A 16,641-nucleotide genomic window follows, 5' to 3' on the forward strand; every position below is an offset into this window, starting at 1 on the left:
CGGGGGGGGGGGGGGGGGGGGGCCCCCCCCCCCCCCGGGGATGGGAATGGGTAGGGGCGGCGGGGGCGAGAAAAAAAGCCCTACCCCACCGCCCCCACCAACGCCCCCATCACCCGCAAGTCCTCCCCCATCTCCGGATGCCACTGCACCCCCAACACCCACCCGGAACCCGGTACCCCGGGTTCCACCGCCTCCACCGTCCCGTCCCCCGCGTACGCCGACGCCACCAGCCCCCTCCCCAGACGGTCCACCGCCTGGTGATGGAACGTCGGCACCGACGTCTCCTCCGGTACCGCCTCCGCGTACCGCGTCCCCGGTACCGGCTTCACGGTGTGGTCGCCGAAGACCCCCAGGGTCGCCGCGTGCCCGTCGATGTGCTGCACCAGCGTGCCGCCCAGGGCGACGTTCAGCAGCTGCATACCCCGGCAGATGCCCAGCAACGGCGTCCCGGACGCCAACGCCGCCTCGATCAGCGCCAGTTCCCACGCGTCCCGCGCCTCGGCCGGCGGCCCCGTGCGCGGGTCGCGATCCGCTCCGTACCGGGCCGGATCGACGTCCGGACCGCCCGCGATCACGACACCGTCGAGCCGGGCGACCGTCGCGGCGGCGTGTGCCGGGTCGTCCGGCGGCAGCATCGCGGCGATGCCCCCGGCCCGCTGCACGAGCCGTGGATACCCGGCAGGCAGCAGCGCCGCGGGCAGCTCCCACGCACCCCAGCGCGCGCCGGCCTCCAGGTAGGTGCTGACGCCGATGAGCGGGCGTCGTCCGGCGGTCGTCACGAGGGCCTCCCTGACATGCAATGGGGCATCCAATGGGGCGTCCGATCGGGCGTCCAATGGCGTACCGCCATACCTTTGCCGACCCTCGCCCCATCAGGCAACCCGCGTCTCACACGCCGAACAGCCTTACGCCAGGAACCCCCGCAACAGCGCCGCCGTCCCCGAGCAGTGCTCCCGCATCATCTCCCGCGCGCCGTCCGCGTCCCCGTCGAGCACCGCGTCCACCAGCGCCGCGTGCTGGCGCTGCGAGTGCTCCAGGTTGCGTACCAGCAGCGGGATGCAGTCCAGCAGGTCGTTCACCGTCGCCCGTACCGCCGCGTACTGCGACGTCAGCGTCGGGGAGCCGCACAGCTCGGCCAGGGTCAGGTGGAGGAGGGTGTCCAGGCGACGGTAGTCCGACAGAGGCGCGTCCTGTGTGCGCGCCAGCGCCTCCCGCAGTCGCCCCGCCTGCTCCGCCGACAGTCCGTACTGTGCGCACAGGCCCGCTGCGCCCACCTCCAGCACCTCCCGGAAGCGCAGTACGTCCTCTATGTCGACCGCGCTGATCCGCCGCCGCAGCTCGTCCTCGCCGCCCGCGCCCGCGTCGCCGCGCGGCAGCACGAACGTGCCGCCGTACCGGCCGCGCCGCGACTCCACGAGCCCCTGGTCCTGGAGCACCTTCAGTACCTCGCGCAGCGTCACCCGGCTGATCCCGAGGCGCTCCGCGAGTTCCCGCTCGGCCGGCAGCCGCTCGCCCCCGGGTACCAGGCCCAGCCGTACGACCTGCAGAATCTGTTCCAGCGCCTCCTCGAAACCGTTGCCCGCCCGCACAGGCCGCAGCACCGGCGTCAACCGGTCCTCCAGGCCGCCCTCAGCGTCCAGCGACATCTGGCCGTGCCCCCTTCCCAAGCAATGGTTCTCCGCAATACCTTATGGCTTCCGGCCCGGCTGAAAAAACGCGCAGAAGCCGAAGGAGCTTTCCCGTGGCAGACCGCACACCCCCGCTCGGCGTCGAGGAACTGCACGCCCTCGTCGCGAGCGGTGAGATCGACACTGTCGTCCTGGCCTTCCCCGACATGCAAGGGCGGCTCCAGGGCAAGCGGTTCGCCGCCCGCTTCTTCCTCGACGACGTCCTGGAGCACGGCACCGAAGGCTGCAACTACCTCCTCGCCGTCGACACCGAGATGAACACCGTCGACGGGTACGAGATGTCCTCCTGGGCGCGTGGCTACGGCGACTTCGCCATGCACCCGGACCTCTCCACGCTCCGGCGGCTGCCCTGGAACGCCGGTACGGCCTTCCTCGTCGCCGACCTCGCCTGGAACGACGGCTCCCCGGTCGTCGCCGCGCCCCGCCAGATCCTCCGCCGCCAGCTGGAACGGCTCGCCGAGCACGGGTTCACCGCCAAGGTCGGTACGGAACTCGAGTTCATCGTCTTCAAGGACACGTACGAGCAGGCCTGGGACGCCCGTTACCGTGACCTGACCCCGGCGAATCAGTACAACATCGACTACTCGGTCCTCGGCACCGGCCGTATCGAGCCCCTGCTGCGCCGCATCCGCAACGAGATGACGGGCGCCGGGCTGATCGTCGAGTCCGCCAAGGGCGAGTGCAACCCGGGCCAGCACGAGATCGCCTTCAAGTACGACGACGCCCTCGTCACCTGCGACCAGCACGCCGTCTACAAGACCGGCGCCAAGGAGATCGCCAGCCAGGAGGGCTACTCGCTCACCTTCATGGCCAAGTACAACGAGCGCGAGGGCAACTCCTGTCATATCCATCTCTCGCTCGCCGACTCGGACGGCACCAACGTCATGGCCGGTACGTCGGCCGACCCCGGTGGCATGTCCGAGGTCATGCGGTACTTCCTCGCCGGGCAGCTCGCCGCCCTCCGGGACTTCTCGCTGCTCTACGCGCCCAACATCAACTCGTACAAGAGATTCCAGCCGGGGTCGTTCGCGCCGACCGCCGTCGCCTGGGGGTACGACAACCGCACCTGCGCCCTCCGGATCGTCGGCCACGGGCGGTCCATGCGGTTCGAGAACCGGCTGCCCGGGGGTGACGTCAACCCGTACCTCGCGGTCGCCGGGCTGGTCGCCGCCGGGCTGTACGGCATCGAGCAGAAGCTGGAGCTGCCCGAGGCGTGCGTGGGCAACGCGTACACCGGCGAGTACGCCCACGTCCCCACCACCCTGCGCGAGGCCGCCGAGCTGTGGGAGAACAGCCCCATCGCCGAGGCCGCCTTCGGCGACGAGGTGGTCGCCCACTACCGCAACATGGCCCGCGTCGAACTCGACGCCTTCGACGCCGCGGTGACCGACTGGGAGCTTCGCCGCTCCTTCGAACGCCTGTGATTCGAACGCCTGTGAGAGGTCCTTCCTTGTCGTACGAGCATGAAAATCAACACGAGCACCGACCTGTGTACGAGGGGGAACTCCACGTCCTCAATCCCGCCACCGAGGACATCGTCGCCACCCTCCCCGCCGCCACCCGCGAGGACGTCGACGCGGCCGTCGTACGGGCCACGCACGCCCAGGCCCGCTGGGCGGCCCTCGCGCCCGCCGACCGCGCCCGGCTGCTGCGCTGCTTCGCGGCCATCGTCGACGAACACCTCGAAGAACTGGCCCAGTTGGAGGTGCGGGAGGCCGGGCACGTCATCGGCAACGCCCGCTGGGAGGCCGGCAACGTCCGCGATCTGCTCGACTACGCGGCCGGGGGAGTGGAACGGCTGACTGGGCGTCAGATTCCGGTCGCCGGCGGCCTCGACATCACGATCCTCGAACCCCTCGGCGTCGTCGGCGTCATCGCGCCCTGGAACTTCCCGATGCCCATTGCGGCTTGGGGCACGGCACCCGCGCTCGCCGCGGGCAACGCGGTCATCCTCAAGCCCGCCGAGACGACCCCGCTGACCGCCCTCCGGCTGGCCGAACTCGCCCTGGAAGCAGGCCTTCCCGAGGGCCTCTTCCAGGTGCTGCCCGGCCACGGTCCCGTCGCGGGCAACGCGCTCGTCGAGCACCCGGGTGTCGCGAAGATCGTCTTCACCGGGTCGACCGGCGTCGGCAAGCAGGTGCTGGCGAAGGGGTCGGCGCTCCTCAAGCGCGTGACCCTCGAACTCGGCGGCAAGAGCCCCAACATCGTCTTCGCCGACTCGGACATCGAGGCCGCCGCAGCCGCCGCCCCCATGTCCTTCCTCGACAACTCCGGCCAGGACTGCTGCGCCCGCACCCGCATCCTCGTCCAGCGCTCCGTGTACGACCGCTTCCTCGAGCTCCTCGCCCCCGCCGTCGAAGCCGTCCTCGTCGGCGACCCGGCCGACGAGAAGACCCAGATGGGCCCGCTGATCTCCAGGGCCCAACTGGACCGCGTACGCGGGTACGTCACCGACGACCTGGCCGGCATCCGGGGCGAGGCGCCCGCGGGCCCCGGGTTCTGGTTCCCGCCGACCGTCCTCACCGACGTCGACCCGCACGCGCGCGTGGCCGTCGAGGAGGTCTTCGGACCGGTCGCCGTCGTCCTCCCCTTCGAGGACGAGGCGGAGGCGATCCAACTGGCCAACGGCACCGACTACGGTCTCTCCGGCTCCATCTGGACCCGGGACGTCGGTCGCGCCCTGCGCGTCTCGCAGGCCGTCCGGGCGGGCAACCTGTCCGTCAACTCGCACTCCAGCGTGCGCTATTGGACGCCCTTCGGCGGCTTCAAGCAGTCCGGGATCGGCCGCGAGCTGGGCCCGGACGCCCTCACCGCCTTCACCGAGACCAAGAACGTCTTCATCAGCACCATCTAGACCTCTAGCACGGAAGGCCCGCACAGTGACCGCAGAGAGCATTTGCAGGCGTCTCGTCGGCCGTACCGCCGTCATCACCGGTGCCGCCAGCGGCATCGGCCTCGCCACCGCGCGCAGGCTCGCCTCCGAGGGCGCCCACGTCGTCTGCGGCGACGTCGACGAGACCCGCGGCAAGCAGGCCGCCGAGGAGATCGGCGGGATCTTCGTCAAGGTCGACGTCACCGACCCCGAACAGGTCGAGGCGCTGTTCAAGACGGCGTACGACACCTACGGCAGCGTCGACATCGCCTTCAACAACGCCGGTATCTCGCCGCCCGACGACGACTCCATCCTGGACACCGGCCTGGAGGCCTGGAAGCGCGTCCAGGAGGTCAACCTCACCTCCGTCTTCCTGTGCTGCAAGGCCGCGATCCCCTACATGCGGCGCCAGGGCAAGGGCTCCATCATCAACACGGCGTCGTTCGTGGCGAGGATGGGCGCCGCCACGTCCCAGATCTCGTACACGGCCTCCAAGGGCGGCGTCCTCGCCATGACCCGTGAACTGGGCGTCCAGTTCGCCCGCGAGGGCATCCGCGTCAACGCCCTCTGCCCCGGCCCGGTCAACACCCCGCTCCTCCAGGAACTGTTCGCCAAGGACCCCGAGCGCGCCGCCCGCCGGCTCGTCCACATCCCGGTCGGCCGGTTCGCCGAGGCCGACGAGATCGCCGCCGCCGTCGCCTTCCTGGCCAGCGACGACTCGTCCTTCGTCAACGCCACCGACTTCCTGGTGGACGGCGGCATCGCGGGCGCGTACGTCACTCCCGTGTAGGGCAACAGCCGTACGCTTTCCGGGTTTTGGCACACGTTGGAACATGCTGGAACATGTACGGAAACCGCTCGGGGCGCGCCCTATGGTGCCGGAATGAGCACGACGCCACCGCCCGGCTGGTACCGCGACCCGTCCGCCCCGCACACGGAACGCTGGTGGGACGGCACGGCCTGGACCGACCACCGGCGCGTACCCGAGGCACCCACGCCTTCGCCTCTGCCCCCGCCGCAGCCCGGCGGGGGCGAAGGCCGGGCCGGGGCCACCGTCCTCTCGGCGGCGGCAGGGGTCCTGGTCGCGGCGATCGTCACGGGCGTGCTGGTCCTGAGCGGCGGCGACGACACGGGGACGAAGACGAACACCGCAGCTACGAGCACGGCCCCCTCGCCCCCGGACACCCCACCCACCGCCACCTCCTCTGCCTCTGGAGCCCCCACCCGTGTGGCCGACGAACTGAACGGCATCACCTTCCCCCTCCTCGACGGCTGGGCCAGGCCCGAGTTCGTCACCGAGGACGATGTCGTCATGACCACCGACGGCACCTACGACTGCCCCGGCGATCCCGGCGTCTGCCACCACGGCCGGGTCGTCTCGCGCACGGTCACCGAGAACGCCGAGACCTCGCCCGAGGCCCTGGCCAGGGCGGACATCGCGGACGCGGCCGACGACGCGTACGACCGCGACCGCATCGGCGGCCGGCCCTTCGGCGGGATCACGGGGCACCGGATCGTCGGCTCGGGCACGGTCGCCGTCGCGGGCCGCGCCGGTTACTTCGTCCGCTGGCGGGTCACCACCGAGGCCGGGCCCGGCGGTTACGTCCAGTCGCTCGCCTTCCCGTCCACCGTCGGTACGGGGGCACCGGTCATCGTCCGGTTCGCCGTCGACGCGGGCCCGGACGGGCCGCCGCTCACCGACCTGGACCAGATCACCAAGGGCATCCGGCCGATCGGCGACGCGGACACCGGCGGGGGAGTGGGCAGCAGCATCGGCGCGTCGAACTGAGCCAAAGCAACAGGGAGTTGGGGGTTACAGGAAGGTGTGGCCCTCGCCCCGGTACGTCGGGACCGTCGCCGTCACCGTGTCGCCCGCCACCAGCCGCAGCACCTCGAACCGCTCGCACAGCTCACCGGCCTTCGCGTGCCGGAACCACACCTTGTCGCCGACGAGCAGATCGTCGGCGGGCGCGCCGAGCAACGGCGTCTGCACCTCACCCGGGCCCTCCTGGGCGTCGTACCGCAGCCCCTCCGGCAGATACGGCACCGGCAGCCGGTCCGCCCCCGCGGCGCCGGACGCCGGATAGCCGCCGCCCAGCACCGTGACGACCCCGACCCCAGGCCGGCGCACGACGGGCAGGGCGAACAGCGCGGCCGGACGCCCCCTGAACGACGTGTAGTTGTCGAAGAGCCGCGGTGCGTAGAGCCCGGACCCGGCGGCGATCTCGGTGACCGCGTCCTCGGCGGCCGTGGTCTGCACGCTGCCCGTACCGCCGCCGTTGACGAACTCCAGATCAGGCGCGACGGCCCGCACCGCGCGCACGACCGCCGCGCGCCGCTCGACGAGTTGGCGCCGGGCCGTGGCCTGCATCAGCCGGATCGCCCGCGAACGCACCGGCTGCCCCGGGACCGCGTCACCGACCCCGGCGATGTGCCCCTCGTACGCCATGATCCCCACGAGCCGGAAACCGGGCCGCCGGGCGACGGCCCGGGCCAGCTCGGCGAGTTGGTCGGGGGAGCGCAACGGCGACCGCCGGGCCCCGATGCGCACCCGCCCCCGGAGCAGCTGCAGCGAGGTGTCCAACTCCAGGCAGACGCGCACGACTTCGCGTCCGCCGCCCCGGGCGTCGTCGATGAACCGGAGCTGAGCCGGATCGTCGACCATGACGGTGACGGCGGCGGCGAGTTTCGGATCGGAGGCCAGCTCGGCGAAGGCCTTCCGGTCGGCGGACGGATAGGCGAGCAGGATGTCGTCGAAGCCCGACCGCGCGAGCCAGAGGGATTCACCGAGGGTGAACGACATGATGCCCGCGAAGCCCTCCCGGGCCAGCACGCGTTCGAGCAGGGTCCGGCAGCGTACGGACTTGCTGGCGACGCGGATCGGCTTGCCCGCGGCCCGCCGGACGACGTCGTCGGCGTTGGCGTCGAAGGCCTCCAGGTCGACGATCGCGAGCGGGGCGTCGAGGTGAGCGGTGGCCCGGTCGTAACGGGCCCGGTCAGCGGCGCGGGCAGTCATGAACGAAGCCTGCCAGACACGATTACCGCAGGGTAGGGGGACGATCCGGGCAGAAGCCACGGTGCCGCGGACTGGTTCCCGCTCGGTGGGGGTCAACCCGTAGAGTGACGCTTCACGCAGGGAGGAGCCACCGCGCGCGGAGCTACGCGCCCGGATGGCGGCACGCCCGCGCGGGTATGCGTGCCCGGGACGGCCGCGTCCCGCGCCGCACGGACTCCGCCGGCCCTGCCGTCGGTACGAGGAAACGGGGGGTGGCATGAGCACGGAAGCGCGCCGCGCCTCCATCCCTCCACACCCGTCCACTCCACCGGCCACGGACGACACGACGGACGAGACGGCGGGGGACGCGGGGGGTGCGTCGGACGGCGCGCGCCGCACATCGGGTTTCGGTACGCCGGGACCGCGCACGCCGGCGGACGGGCCGACGTCCGACCGGAACGGGACGGGCAACTCGGGCGACTGGCTGGGCGCGGGCAGTGAGGGCGATCGGCCCGGCATTGGTAGCACGGCCGACCGGAACGGTATGGGCAGCGCCGGCGATTGGTCCGGTACTGGCAGTCCGGGCGACCGGCTGGGTATGGGCAGTGCGGGCGACCGGAACGGTATGGGCAGCGCGGGCGACTGGGCCGGTACTGGCAGTCCGGGCGACCGGCTGGGTGCGGGCACCACGGCCGACCGGAACGGCACGGGCAACACGGGCGATCGGCCCGGTGCGGGTAGTGCGGGCGACCCGCCCGGCGCGATCGACGACGCGACGAGCACGACGTCCGGACGTGTGCCCGGCACCGCCGGTACGCCCTGTGTGCCGTCGCCCCCGTCGGACCCCCGCCCGGGTGCCGAGAACGACATCTGGGCGCCCGGTACGGCTTCCGGTTCGGTGTCCTCCGGCCGGGTGCCTTCCGGTCCCGCGTCCTCGGGTTCGGCGTCTTCTGGCCCAGTGTCTTCCGGCTCGGCGCCTTCCGGTACGGAGCCCTCCGGTCCGGTGTCTTCGGGTTCGGCGTCCTCGGGTTCGGTGTTCTCCGGTTGGGTGTCTTCGGGTTCGGCGCCTTCCGGCACGGGGCCCTCGGGCTTGACGTCCTCCGGTTCGGCGTCCTCCAGCTCGCTGTTCTCGGACTCGGCATCCTCCGGCCCGGCGTCTTCCGGCTCGACGTCCTCCGGTGAGGGGACTTCTCGTACGACCGTTCCCGGCGCGGCGGCCCCGCGTTCGACCGGGCCCGGCGCGACGACAGCCCCCGGCGCACCGGCCGCCCCCGCCCCGCCGACGGCGCCGAACGCCACCCAAGACGGGGTCCCGCCCCGCTTCCCGCACCTGCGCGCCCCTTTCCGCGAGGGCACCGAGCCCATAGCCCCGCCTCCGCCGCCGCCCTCCTCGGCCCGGCTCCCCGACGCGCCGCCGGCCGGCCGGATCCCGGCGGCACCGCGCCCCCGGCCCGATCTGCCGCCGCGCCCGACCCACGAGCCGCCCGTGGCACCCTGGCGCCCGACCGCCCTCGCCGAGACCGAGTCGGAGACGACCCGGCGTCTCCGCAAGTTCCCGCAGGCCACCCCTCCCCGGCCGACCGACCAGCCGCGCACCGGCGAGACGGCCCCCGGCCCGAACGGCCGCCCCGGCTTCGGCCACCAGCCGCGCTCCACCGACGCACCCCAGGCAGGACCCCGTACCCCGGACCGGTCCTTCGCCCCCGGTGGCCGCCCGTACCTCTCGGACCCGTCCGACCGGCCTCAGGCGCCGGGCAGCCGTCCGGGCACCGCCGAGATGCCTCAGGCGCCCGCCGATCCCCCGCGCCCGACAAACGCGCCCTCCGCCCCGGCAGGCCGCCCGTACCTCGCGGGCGCGCCCGTGGCCGACTCTCCGGCGCCTCCAGACCCTCCGCGTCCGACAGGCGGGCCCTCGGCCCCGGTTGGCCGGCCGTATCTCTCGGCCCCGGCTGCGGCCGACCGGCTTCAGGCGTCGGGCGGGCGTCCCGGCGCTGCCGAGGTGCCTTCGGCGGGCGAGCCTTCCGGCCCGGTTGGTCGTCCGTATGCCGACCGGCCTCAGGCGTCGAGTGGCCGTTCCGGTGCCGCTGAGGTGCCTTCGGCGGACGCGCCCTCCGCTCAAACCAGCCGTCCGTCCCGCCCGGATCCGTCCGTGGCCGACCGGCCTCAGGCGTCGGGTGGCCGTTCCGGTGCCGCTGAGGTGCCTTCGGCGGACGCGCCCTCCGCTCAAACCAGCAGTCCGTACCGCTCGGACCCGTCCGTGGCCGACCGGCCTCAGGCTTCCGGCGGCCGTTTCCGCGCCGCCGAGAATGCCCCGGCGAGTGCGCCTTCCGCCCCGGCCGGCCGGCCGCATCTCTCGAACGTGCCCGTGGCCGATCCGCTGAAGGCGTCGAGCGGGCGTCCGGGCGCCGCCGAGATGCCTCCGGCCCCCGCCGACCCCCCGCGCCCCGCGAACGCGCCGCCCGCCCCCGGCATGCCCGACCCCGCGCTCTCCTGGAACGCGCCCTACGGCGATCCCGGTGGTGTCGGTTCCGGGCGGGCCTTTGTGTCGCTTGGTCAGCCCGATGTGTACGGGATCGGGGGGCGGCACCGCTCCTTCAGTGGGCGGGTGCTGCTTGCCGTTGCCTGTGCCGTGGTCGGGCTCGGGCTCATCGGGGGTGCGCTGACCGGGAGTTGGCTGACCGGGGACGAGTCGGGGGACGCCGGTGCGCGTACCGCGTTCACCACCGCCGCCGGTCTCTGGCACAGCGTTCCCGTGGACGAGCTGTTCCCGCCCACCGTCGACGGCGACGGAGCCGGTCCCGGCGGTGCCGACCGGACCTGGATCCGGATCGCCGTCGCCCCGGACACCGGCTGCGCCGACGCCTTCGACCCGCTGCTGCTCAAGGCCCTCGCACCCGTCGGCTGCCAGCGCCTCCTGCGCGCCACCTACACCGACGAGACCCAGAGTTACGTCACCACCGTCGGTCTGCTCTTCACCAAGGCTGACGCCACCGCGATGGGCGCCCTGCGCACCCGCTTCAGCACCGAGAAGCTGGACCGACGTACCGACCTGATGCCCCGTCCCTACGCCGCGAAGAACACCGTCGCCGCCGACTTCACGGACGCCCAGCGCGCCTCCTGGACCATCTCCGTCCTCACTGACGCCCCCGTCGTCGCGTACGCCGTCTCCGGCTGGGCCGACGGCCGGAAGGTCGACTCGCCGCAGCCCGCCGAGGCGGCCATGGTCGCCGGCGCCACCACCGCCCCCGCCCAGGCGGGCCTCGGCCACGAGGCGAAGGGCCTGGCCGACCGTGTGGAGCGGGCCCTGCGAAAGACCGTCAGCTCGGCCGCGAAGCAGCAGTCATGATCCGGACCCGCACGGCCCGCAGTGGGCTCCTCGTTCTCCTCCTGGCCGGCTCCCTCAGCCTCCTGCCCGCCACCAGCGCGTACGCCGACGGCATCCGGGCCCAGCAGTGGGCCCTGGACGCCATGCACGCACAGGAGGCCTGGCGCACGACCAAGGGCAAGGGCATCACGGTCGCCGTGCTCGACACCGGCGTCGAGGCCGACCACCCCGACCTCGTCGGCAACGTCCTCGCCGGCAAGGACATGGTCGGCTTCGGAGCCCGCGAGGGCGACGCGGCCTGGGCCAAGCACGGCACCGCCATGGCCGGCATCATCGCCGGTCACGGCCATGGCTACGACAACGACGACGGCGTCATGGGCATCGCCCCCGAGGCGAAGATCCTCCCCGTCCGCGTGATCCTCGAAGACGGCGACTCGGCCCGCGGCAAGGCCCGCAACACCCGCGGCAACGCCCTCGCCGAAGGCATCCGCTGGGCCACCGACCAGGGCGCCGACGTCATCAACCTCTCCCTCGGCGACGACTCCAAGTCCGCCCACCCCGAACCCGCCGAGGACGAGGCCGTCCAGTACGCCCTGGAGAAGGGCGCCGTCGTCGTCGCCTCGGCCGGCAACGGCGGCGACAAGGGCGACCACATCTCCTATCCGGCCGCCTACCCCGGCGTGATCGCCGCGACCGCCGTCGACAAGTACGGCACCCGCGCCTCCTTCTCCACCCGCCGCTGGTACGCCACGGTCAGCGCCCCCGGCGTCGACGTCGTCATCGCCGCCCCCGACCAGCGCTACTACGAGGGCTGGGGCACGAGCGCAGCCGCCGCCTTCGTCTCCGGCGCCGTCGCCCTCGTCAAGGCCGCCCACCCCGGACTGACCCCGGCCCAGATCAAGAAGCTCCTGGAGGACACCGCCCGCAACTCGCCCGACGGCGGCCGGGACGACTCCCGGGGCTTCGGCTTCATCGACCCCGCGGCGGCCATCAAGGCGGCGGGCAAACTCAAGCCGGAAGACCTCGAGTCGGCCGAGTACGGCAAGAAGTACTTCGGTACGGGCCCCGACGCGGCCCCCGAGAAGGACGACTCCGTCGGCTGGGCCGGGCCCGTCGCGGGCGGCCTCGGTGCCGTACTCCTGATCGCGGCGGTCCCGCTGTGGCGCGGTCGCCGCAGGACGGTCACCCAGCCCGCCTACGACTCGTACGACGACGACTTCTGAGCCCGAGCCGCCGACGAACCTCGGCAACCTGGCTGCCCGTCAGGACCCGCTAGCGGCACCGGACTTCGTGGCGTCGGCAGCAGTCGTGGCCTTGGCCGCACCCGTGTCCGCACTCGCACTCGCGTCCGTGCTGTCGAACACCGAAACCGCCGCCCGCGCCGCCGACTCCACCAGCGAAATCCCCTTCGCCTTAGTCGTGTTGCCGTTCGACACCACCGCGACCAGGAACTCCCGCCCGTCCGCCGCCGTCACCCGCCCGACGCTGTTGATGTCCCACAGCCCGGTCGCCGTACGCGGCAACCACCCGTTCTTCAGGGCGAATCGGGAACCCGCGGTACCTCCGTCGGCCGCTGCCGACACCCCCCAGTCCTGGTCCACGGCTATGGAGTCCATCAGGCCCTGGAGATACGTCCGGGACGCCCCGCTCAGCTGCGACGCCTCCCCGCTCCCCGCGAACACCTGCTGGAGCAGAGTGAGTTGATCGGCCGCCGTGGTCTGGGTCAGGCCCCACAGCATGCCCGTGCCGCCCTCGGTGTCCGTCAGCCCGAAGCGCTTGTTGGCGGCGGCGAGCCCCTTCGCCTTTCCGATCGCCGTCCACAGCGCCGACGCCGAGGCGTTGTCGCTGACCTCGATCATCGCGGTGGCGTACCGCTTCTCCTGCGCGGTGAGACTCCGCTTCTCGTCCTGCGCCTGGAGCAGCAGCGTCGCCAGGATGTCCATCTTGACGATGCTCGCCGTGTCGAAGGCACCGTCCCCGTACGTGGCACTGGCGCCCGACTTGACGTCGAGCACGGCCACGGACACCTTCGCCCCGTCCTCGGCCGCAGCCGTCACCCGCTTCATCGCCTCGGACAGCAGCGTGTCCGGGGCCACCGTGGGATCCGCGACGGGTTCCACCGACGCCTCCTCGCTCACCGAAGCCGGAGCCGAAGCCGAACTCGACGCCGACGCCGACGCGGAGGGGGACGGAGAGGCCGGCGACGCCGACGATACGCGGCCCGCGTGCGCCTGTGCCTTCACATACGCGGTACCCACCCCCGTACCGCCCATGACGACCGCGGCGGCGATGGCGATGTGGACGAGCGACCGGCGTCGGGGAGCTGTCTCAGAGGCCATGCCGCGATGCTGACGGCCGTGACTGTGCGGTGGATTAGGCGAATGTTAGATGTGTGTCAGCTCTGCCTGAGAATCCCGTGAATCCGGTGAACGGCGGGTTTCCGGGGCGGCGAAAGCCCAGGAGCGATCCCCCGATAGGGTCGGTCACCGTGGCGAACAAGAACATTCCCGACTCCGGCTTCCCCGACGACGACGGCACCGCCGACCCCCGGCTGAGCGCCGCGCTGGCGGCCTGGGCCGAGGACCGCACCGCCGTCGGACCGGTGCTGGCGGCCCTCAAGGACGCCCGGCTGCTCGTCCCCGTCGTCGCGGTGCTCGGGGAGGTCGAGGAGGACGAGAACGGGCTGCGCCACGAGAAGACCAGCGACATGGCCGTACCAACCCTGAGAGCCGGGGACCGGACCGCGCTGCCCGCCTTCACGTCCACCGACTCCCTCGCCCGCTGGGACCCGGCCGCCCGCCCCGTCGCCGTACCCCTGCACCAGGCCATCCAGGCCGCCGTGCACGAGAAGGCGGACACGATCGTGCTCGACCTGGCCGGCCCCGTGCCCTACGAGCTGACCGGACCCGCGCTGCGCGCGCTCGCCGAGGGGCGTACGACGGCCGATCCGCTCGCCGATCCCGCCGTGGTCGACGCCGTACGGGCCGCTGTGGCCGCCGAGCCCGCCGTGGTCCGCGCCCACCTGGGCCCGGGACAGGCCGACGGCACCCTCGCGCTGGTCCTGGACCCTGCCGCACCCCCGGCCGACGCTGCCCGCGCGGTCGCCGGACGCCTCGCCGCCGACGAGACGCTCAGGGCCCGCCTGGTGCGCGGCCTCGACCTGGCACTGCTGCCGGCCGGGGCAGTACCTCCTGGCGAGCCCCTTTACGTACGTTCCTGACGCGTACGTTCCCGACGCGCGTCCTAGCCGTAGATCCGGCCCGTGTACTTCTCGCCGGGGCCCTGGCCCGGTTCGTCGGGGACGAGGGACGCCTCGCGGAACGCCAGCTGCAGCGACTTCAGGCCGTCGCGCAGCGGGGCCGCGTGGAAGGAGCTGATCTCCGTCGTGGACGCGTCGAGCAGGCCGGCGAGGGCGTGCACCAGCTTGCGGGCCTCGTCCAGGTCCTTGTACTTGTCGCCCTCGTCGGTCAGACCGAGCTTCACGGCGGCGGCGCTCATCAGGTTCACGGCGACCGTGACGATCACCTCGACCGCCGGGACCTCGGCGATGTCGCGGGTCATGGCGTCGAAGTCGGCACCCTGGGAACCGCTCTGGGTACTCTCGGGACTCTGGGCAGGGGTCTCACTCATGGCCCACACGATAGGCCCAGGGCGCCGGGCGCCTCTGTGCGGGCGTCCGCTACCAGCCGATTAGCTACACCCCCTACTTGGTGCTAACCTTTTGTCACGACCGGCTGGGCATTCACGTGCCCGGCCCACAAGTGGAGGCTCCGATCTCCCACCCGGCTGTCCTCGCGGACGGCGGGTCACCCGGTCAGGCGGCCACCATCGTTCCGTACGGACGATGGAGTCGCCCGATGTGCGCCCCGCGGTTGACCGCGGCGGTGCTCCGGTATTCCTTTGGAGCCCCGCCTGTGTCCCGTCGGGGCATTTTTCGTGTGCCACGGTGGTTGGTCCCATTGTCATCAGAGACATACGCGGCGGTCCGCCAGACCGCCGTGTGGTGCTACCGAGGAGGATCCATCAGCACCGAGCCCCGCATCAACGACCGGATTCGCGTTCCCGAAGTGCGACTTGTCGGTCCCAGCGGCGAGCAGGTCGGGATTGTTCCGCTTGCCAAGGCCCTGGAGCTTGCGCAGGAGTACGACCTCGACCTGGTCGAGGTGGCGGCGAGCGCACGCCCGCCGGTCTGCAAGCTCATGGACTACGGGAAGTTCAAGTACGAGTCGGCCATGAAGGCCCGTGAGGCGCGCAAGAACCAGGCGCACACGGTCATCAAGGAAATGAAGCTCCGGCCGAAGATCGATCCGCACGACTACGACACCAAAAAGGGTCACGTCGTCCGGTTCCTCAAGCAGGGCGACAAGGTCAAGATCACGATCATGTTCCGTGGTCGCGAGCAGTCCCGGCCGGAACTCGGCTACCGACTGCTGCAGCGGCTCGCCTCGGACGTCGAGGACCTCGGGTTCATCGAGTCGAACCCGAAGCAGGACGGCCGGAACATGATCATGGTTCTCGGTCCGCACAAGAAGAAGACCGAGGCGATGGCCGAGGCCCGTGAGGCCCAGGCGGCCCGCAAGGCGGAAGCGAAGGCCAACCCGGGCAAGTCGCAGAACGCCGCGGAGAGCGACGCGGACGGCGAGGACATCGCCGACGACGTCGACACCGCCGAGGCCGAGACCGTCGAGGCCGAGACCGTCGAGGCTCAGGCCGAGGCATCGGCCGAGGTCTGATCCCGGGGCTCACGCCCTGGGATGCCAACCCATACATATGACGTTCCACCGTGCCCGGTTTCCTGACCGGGCACCGGAACGCCACTGACGAGGAGAGAACGGCGCTATGCCGAAGAACAAGTCGCACAGCGGTGCCAGCAAGCGCTTCAAGATCACCGGCTCCGGCAAGGTGCTCCGCGAGCGCGCCGGCAAGCGCCACCTGCTCGAGCACAAGTCGTCCCGTCTGACGCGTCGTCTCACCGGCAACGCCGAGATGGCCCCGGGCGACGCCAAGAAGATCAAGAAGCTTCTCGGCAAGTGACGTACCGGCGCCCGCGCGCCGTACGTACGTCTGAAGACCGGGACCCTGTCGAAATCCGGGCCGTGTGACGACAACCACGGCCCCGCTACAAGGAGTTAAAAAGTGGCACGCGTCAAGCGGGCAGTAAACGCCCACAAGAAGCGCCGGGCGATCCTCGAAGCCGCCTCCGGCTACCGCGGTCAGCGTTCGCGTCTGTACCGCAAGGCCAAGGAGCAGGTCACCCACTCGCTGGTCTACAACTACAACGACCGCAAGAAGCGCAAGGGCGACTTCCGTCGGCTGTGGATCCAGCGCATCAACGCCGCTGCCCGCGCCAACGGCATCACGTACAACCGCTTCATCCAGGGTCTGAACGCCGCGAACATCGAGGTGGACCGCAAGATCCTGGCCGAGCTGGCCGTCAACGACGCCGGTGCGTTCGCCGCGCTCGTCGAGGTCGCGCAGAAGGCTCTGCCGTCGGACGTCAACGCGCCCAAGGCTGCGTGACGCTGACGCTGGCCTTTCGCAGCGTGTGATGTGACCCCGGGCCCGCAGGTGTTCGCCGCCTGCGGGCCCGGGCGTTTTTGGGTGCGTTGTCGGGTGCGGGCCCGGTGGGGCTTCTCGCGCAGTTCCCCGCGCCCCTGAAAAGCAGGGGCCCCGCCGTCCCCACCCGGATCGTGCGCGGCTACGACGCCGAACTCGAAGCCGCCGTGGAGACGGACGAGGACCGTGACACCGAGCTGAGGAC

Annotated in this window: 15 protein-coding genes; 10 read left to right on the forward strand and 5 right to left on the reverse strand. The window is 71.9% G+C overall.

The features are described 5' to 3' along the window. Positions 1–80: 80 nt before the first annotated feature. Together ACWDR4_RS48035 and ACWDR4_RS48040 are read right to left on the reverse strand one after the other, a co-directional pair. Entirely contained in the window at positions 81–779 is a 699-nt protein-coding gene (locus ACWDR4_RS48035) for a gamma-glutamyl-gamma-aminobutyrate hydrolase family protein (RefSeq protein WP_450418268.1), read from the reverse strand. A 126-nt stretch (positions 780–905) separates the two neighbouring features. After that, positions 906–1,646, reverse strand: a complete 741-nt coding sequence (locus ACWDR4_RS48040) for a FadR/GntR family transcriptional regulator (protein ID WP_450418270.1) — start codon at positions 1,644–1,646, stop codon at positions 906–908. Between the two features lie 95 nt (positions 1,647–1,741). Here ACWDR4_RS48040 and ACWDR4_RS48045 point away from each other — a divergent pair, with 95 nt between their 5' ends. From ACWDR4_RS48045 to ACWDR4_RS48060, 4 genes are all read left to right on the forward strand, one after another. Further along, on the forward strand, positions 1,742–3,112 hold the full coding sequence (locus ACWDR4_RS48045; protein WP_450418272.1) for a glutamine synthetase family protein: 1,371 nt from the start codon (positions 1,742–1,744) through the stop codon (positions 3,110–3,112). A 65-nt stretch (positions 3,113–3,177) separates the two neighbouring features. Next, positions 3,178–4,542 carry an aldehyde dehydrogenase family protein gene (locus ACWDR4_RS48050; protein ID WP_450418274.1) on the forward strand — a complete coding sequence of 455 codons (1,365 nt, stop codon included), beginning with the start codon at positions 3,178–3,180 and terminating at the stop codon, positions 4,540–4,542. A gap of 25 nt (positions 4,543–4,567) precedes the next feature. After that, complete coding sequence (locus ACWDR4_RS48055; protein WP_450418276.1) at positions 4,568–5,350, forward strand: 3-oxoacyl-ACP reductase; 783 nt, start codon at positions 4,568–4,570, stop codon at positions 5,348–5,350. 93 nt (positions 5,351–5,443) lie between these two features. Beyond that, positions 5,444–6,349 carry a DUF2510 domain-containing protein gene (locus ACWDR4_RS48060; RefSeq protein WP_450418277.1) on the forward strand — a complete coding sequence of 302 codons (906 nt, stop codon included), beginning with the start codon at positions 5,444–5,446 and terminating at the stop codon, positions 6,347–6,349. Positions 6,350–6,373: 24 nt separating this feature from the next. Here the strand turns inward: ACWDR4_RS48060 and ACWDR4_RS48065 are convergent, their stop codons facing one another. Further along, positions 6,374–7,576, reverse strand: a complete 1,203-nt coding sequence (locus tag ACWDR4_RS48065) for an amino acid deaminase/aldolase (protein WP_450418279.1) — start codon at positions 7,574–7,576, stop codon at positions 6,374–6,376. A 256-nt stretch (positions 7,577–7,832) separates the two neighbouring features. On the opposite strand from ACWDR4_RS48065, the gene ACWDR4_RS48070 reads away from it, so the two are divergent. Together ACWDR4_RS48070 and mycP are read left to right on the forward strand one after the other, a co-directional pair. Beyond that, positions 7,833–10,901 carry a hypothetical protein gene (locus ACWDR4_RS48070; RefSeq protein WP_450418280.1) on the forward strand — a complete coding sequence of 1,023 codons (3,069 nt, stop codon included), beginning with the start codon at positions 7,833–7,835 and terminating at the stop codon, positions 10,899–10,901. After that, positions 10,898–12,103, forward strand: a complete 1,206-nt coding sequence (gene mycP / locus ACWDR4_RS48075) for a type VII secretion-associated serine protease mycosin (RefSeq protein ID WP_450418282.1) — start codon at positions 10,898–10,900, stop codon at positions 12,101–12,103. The genes ACWDR4_RS48070 and mycP overlap by 4 nt, the downstream gene beginning before the upstream one ends. A gap of 39 nt (positions 12,104–12,142) precedes the next feature. On the opposite strand, the gene ACWDR4_RS48080 is transcribed toward mycP, so the two are convergent. Next, complete coding sequence (locus tag ACWDR4_RS48080; protein ID WP_450418284.1) at positions 12,143–13,219, reverse strand: serine hydrolase; 1,077 nt, start codon at positions 13,217–13,219, stop codon at positions 12,143–12,145. Positions 13,220–13,368: 149 nt separating this feature from the next. Here ACWDR4_RS48080 and ACWDR4_RS48085 point away from each other — a divergent pair, with 149 nt between their 5' ends. After that, positions 13,369–14,100, forward strand: a complete 732-nt coding sequence (locus ACWDR4_RS48085) for an SseB family protein (protein WP_450418286.1) — start codon at positions 13,369–13,371, stop codon at positions 14,098–14,100. Between the two features lie 23 nt (positions 14,101–14,123). On the opposite strand, the gene ACWDR4_RS48090 is transcribed toward ACWDR4_RS48085, so the two are convergent. Further along, entirely contained in the window at positions 14,124–14,510 is a 387-nt protein-coding gene (locus ACWDR4_RS48090; RefSeq protein ID WP_450418288.1) for a DUF1844 domain-containing protein, read from the reverse strand. A gap of 368 nt (positions 14,511–14,878) precedes the next feature. On the opposite strand from ACWDR4_RS48090, the gene infC reads away from it, so the two are divergent. The 3 genes from infC (at position 14,879) to rplT (ending at position 16,400) form a co-directional block, all read left to right on the forward strand. After that, positions 14,879–15,613 carry a translation initiation factor IF-3 gene (infC, locus tag ACWDR4_RS48095; RefSeq protein ID WP_450418289.1) on the forward strand — a complete coding sequence of 245 codons (735 nt, stop codon included), beginning with the start codon at positions 14,879–14,881 and terminating at the stop codon, positions 15,611–15,613. Between the two features lie 106 nt (positions 15,614–15,719). Further along, complete coding sequence (gene rpmI, locus ACWDR4_RS48100) at positions 15,720–15,914, forward strand: 50S ribosomal protein L35 (protein WP_003947156.1); 195 nt, start codon at positions 15,720–15,722, stop codon at positions 15,912–15,914. A gap of 102 nt (positions 15,915–16,016) precedes the next feature. Continuing rightward, entirely contained in the window at positions 16,017–16,400 is a 384-nt protein-coding gene (gene rplT / locus ACWDR4_RS48105) for a 50S ribosomal protein L20 (protein WP_019066261.1), read from the forward strand. Positions 16,401–16,641 lie beyond the last annotated feature (241 nt).

Source organism: Streptomyces sp. NPDC000878, from assembly GCF_053599695.1.

Bases quoted from the DNA above. Each gene is read 5' to 3' on its own strand.
- ACWDR4_RS48040 (WP_450418270.1), bottom strand. From the start codon at position 1,646: ATGTCGCTGGACGCTGAGGGCGGCCTGGAGGACCGGTTGACGCCGGTG.
- ACWDR4_RS48060 (WP_450418277.1), top strand. From the start codon at position 5,444: ATGAGCACGACGCCACCGCCCGGCTGGTACCGCGACCCGTCCGCCCCG.
- ACWDR4_RS48065 (WP_450418279.1), bottom strand. From the start codon at position 7,576: ATGACTGCCCGCGCCGCTGACCGGGCCCGTTACGACCGGGCCACCGCT.
- ACWDR4_RS48070 (WP_450418280.1), top strand. From the start codon at position 7,833: ATGAGCACGGAAGCGCGCCGCGCCTCCATCCCTCCACACCCGTCCACT.
- mycP (WP_450418282.1), top strand. From the start codon at position 10,898: ATGATCCGGACCCGCACGGCCCGCAGTGGGCTCCTCGTTCTCCTCCTG.
- ACWDR4_RS48080 (WP_450418284.1), bottom strand. From the start codon at position 13,219: ATGGCCTCTGAGACAGCTCCCCGACGCCGGTCGCTCGTCCACATCGCC.
- ACWDR4_RS48090 (WP_450418288.1), bottom strand. From the start codon at position 14,510: ATGAGTGAGACCCCTGCCCAGAGTCCCGAGAGTACCCAGAGCGGTTCC.
- rpmI (WP_003947156.1), top strand. From the start codon at position 15,720: ATGCCGAAGAACAAGTCGCACAGCGGTGCCAGCAAGCGCTTCAAGATC.